Source organism: Kitasatospora sp. NPDC059088, assembly GCF_042738155.1.
GTDB lineage: Bacteria > Actinomycetota > Actinomycetes > Streptomycetales > Streptomycetaceae > Kitasatospora.
In genome coordinates this window covers 56,614-59,328 of sequence record NZ_JBHYGR010000025.1, presented here as the reverse complement: position 1 = coordinate 59,328, position 2,715 = coordinate 56,614, and the positions used below count along the sequence as shown (strand labels likewise).

General features: G+C 73.2%; 2 protein-coding genes and 1 tRNA gene. 2 read left to right on the top strand and 1 reads right to left on the bottom strand.

The window, feature by feature from the left end; all coding sequences use genetic code 11:
- The first annotated feature begins 220 nt into the window (after positions 1 to 220).
- Positions 221 to 293: transfer RNA gene (locus tag ACFWXO_RS14120), tRNA-Arg, on the top strand.
- A gap of 109 nt (positions 294 to 402) precedes the next feature.
- On the opposite strand, the gene ACFWXO_RS14115 is transcribed toward ACFWXO_RS14120, so the two are convergent.
- The gene (locus tag ACFWXO_RS14115) at positions 403 to 1,206 is read right to left on the bottom strand and encodes a phosphatase PAP2 family protein (RefSeq protein ID WP_375892772.1); all 804 of its coding nucleotides are present in this window, start codon (positions 1,204 to 1,206) and stop codon (positions 403 to 405) included.
- A gap of 425 nt (positions 1,207 to 1,631) precedes the next feature.
- Here ACFWXO_RS14115 and ACFWXO_RS14110 point away from each other — a divergent pair, with 425 nt between their 5' ends.
- Positions 1,632 to 2,618: a sigma-70 family RNA polymerase sigma factor gene (locus ACFWXO_RS14110; RefSeq protein WP_380524061.1), complete on the top strand. Its 987-nt coding sequence runs from the start codon at positions 1,632 to 1,634 to the stop codon at positions 2,616 to 2,618.
- The last annotated feature ends 97 nt before the right edge of the window (positions 2,619 to 2,715 follow it).

The window sequence follows — 2,715 nt, the reverse complement described above, 5'->3', positions numbered from 1 at the left end:
GGCGGGCGGGGGGGCCCAACACCCCCCCCCTCACCCCCCCGCCAATCCCGCCCGCCCGGGGGCGCTTGCTCGCCCGCCCCGGGGGGGGGGGGCCCCGCCCCCCCGGCCCCCCCCCGCGCTGTCCCCCCGTCAGACCCCGGCACCCCCGCCTCCCGGTCCGCCACCCCCGGCCGACCCCTGATCCGGTACGCTGTGAACGGCCTGGTCACCGACCGGCCACGCCTCAGTAGCTCAGGGGATAGAGCACGGCTCTCCTAAAGCCGGTGTCGCAGGTTCGAATCCTGCCTGGGGCACATTCAGAACCGCAGTTCGCAGGCCCTCCGCCCACCCCGGGCGGAGGGCCTGCGGCGTTCCCGTCCCTCCGCTCCCTCGGTCCTCCGGCACCGCCCCCTCGGGGCCGGGTCAGCGGAGCGGACCGTCCAACTCGCTCTCCTCCAGCGGCTCGTCGGCCCGCGGCATGCGGACGGACGGCACGATGACCCGCTGGACCCTGGGCCTGGTGCGCCAGTTGACCCGTCGGACGTCCCGGGCCAGGGCGCCCGGCCGCCAGAGTTCGATCACGGCCGTCACGACGCCCAGCACGGCGCCGGCGGCCAGCCAGCCGGCCAGTACGTCGCTGGGCCAGTGCACCCCGAGGGCGGTCCTGGTCCAGCCGATGGTCAGCACCGTCACCGCGGCCACCGCGCAGGCGGCGGTCCGGCCGCGTCGGCCGACCCGGTACCAGACCAGGCCGACCAGGACGGCACAGGTGATCGCCGAGGCCATGGCGTGCCCGGAGGGGAAGGCCGGGCCGCCCGCGTGCGACACCGGGTCGGAGAAGGCGGGCCGCTGCCGGCCGACGGCCAGCTTGAGCGCCCACTGGGCCGCCCAGCCCACCAGCGCCTGGGCGGCCACCCAGCCGGCCAGCACCCGGGCACCGATCAGCAGGAGCCAGGCGGCCGCACAGCCCAGCAGGATACGCATCGTGACCGGGCCGCCGATGTCGGAGAGGGTCTGCACCGCGGCGGTCCAGATCCGGTGATCGCGTGCGTAGGAGTGCAGTCCGCCGATCCAGTCCTGGTCGAACTCGTGCAGGGGGTGCCAGCGGCCCGTCACCAGCGCCGCCAGGAGGCCGAACAGCGCGGCGCAGCCCAGCGCGACCGACGCGTCCCGGAGGAGGCGGCGATGACGCACGGTGACGGGTCTCGTGCTGTTGGTCAGGTGCATGCCTGACACCTTCCCAGTGCGCTGTGCCGATCGGGAGCTGGAGTGATAGCGATTCGGCATCTTTTGTGCGGAGGACCTGCGTGCGCCGGGGGGCGGGCGCGGGCGGAAGCCGGGGGCGCGCGGGAACGTCCACAAGCGTTCGCCTGTTCAACCCATGGGCGACGGTTGCGTGTGCGGTCGGTGAAGAGGCGTTCCACGGGCGGTCGCGAACGGGCACCCGAGGTGCCCGGGTGGTCACCGAGTGTCCAGAACCGGGGTGAAAACCGGCAGGATACTGCATCACGAGGAAGAATCTGAACGACTTGGGAATGTTGTCCGGAATCTGTTCGTTGGATCGTTACGTGTGAGCCCCTGGGGGCCCGCACTTCTTGCCCTCCAGGGGGGCAGGCAGGCAGACCTCGGCAACACCAGCAAAGGGAGCAAGCATGGCCACCCGTGCCGTCGTTCGCGACAGGGCCGACCGGACTCGCGCGGCCCGCCCGACCAACCTTGAGGCCGACCGCGACCTGGTCGGTATGTACCTCGACGAGATCGCCAGGACGCCCCTGCTCGATGCCGCCGAGGAGGTCGAGCTCTCGCTGCGGATCGAGGCCGGTGTGTACGCCCAGCACCTGCTGGAGGAGAGCGAACTCCCCGACGGCCGGCTCCCCGACGGCGTCACGCGCGAGGAGCTGGAGACGATAGCCGCCGACGCCGAGCGCGCCAAGGACGTCTTCATCCGCTCGAACCTGCGCCTGGTGGTGGCCGTCGCCCGGCGCTACCCGCGCAGCGGCCTGCCCCTGCTGGACCTCATCCAGGAGGGCAACGCCGGTCTGGTGCGCGCCGTCGAGAAGTTCGACTACGCCAAGGGCTTCAAGTTCTCCACCTACGCGACGTGGTGGATCCGGCAGGCGATCACCCGCTCGATCGCCGACCAGTCCCGCACCATCCGGCTGCCCGTGCACCTGGTCGAGGAACTCGGCCGGATCCGCCGGGTGCAGCGGGAGAAGTCCAAGGAGCTGGGGCGTGAGGCGGAGCCGGCCGAGATCGCGGCCGAGCTGGACACCACCGAGGCCCGGATCAAGGACGTGCTGGACTGGGCGCGGGACCCGGTCAGCCTCAACATGTCGGTCGACGACGAGGGCGAGACCCAGTTCGGCGACCTGGTGGAGGACACCGGGGCGACGTCCCCCGAGGACGCCGTGATGGTGATGCTCCGCCGCGAGGAGCTGGACGGCCTGATCGGGCGGCTGGACGACCGCACCGCCTCGATCATCCGCTCCCGCTACGGCATGGAGGACGGCCGCGAGCGCACCCTCACCGAGGTGGGCAAGCAGCACGGCCTCACCCGTGAGCGGATCCGGCAGATCGAGAAGCACGCCCTGGCCGAGCTCAAGAAGATCGCCGACCACGCGGGCTTCGAGGCCGCCTGACGGCCGGCGGCCGAGGCCGACCACCCGGGCCCCCGGGGGGGGGGGGGGGCGCCCCCCGGCGGGGGGGGGGGCGGGGGGGGGGCGGCGCGGGCGCGAG

Bases quoted from the DNA above. Each gene is read 5' to 3' on its own strand.
- ACFWXO_RS14115 (WP_375892772.1), bottom strand. From the start codon at position 1,206: ATGCACCTGACCAACAGCACGAGACCCGTCACCGTGCGTCATCGCCGC.
- ACFWXO_RS14110 (WP_380524061.1), top strand. From the start codon at position 1,632: ATGGCCACCCGTGCCGTCGTTCGCGACAGGGCCGACCGGACTCGCGCG.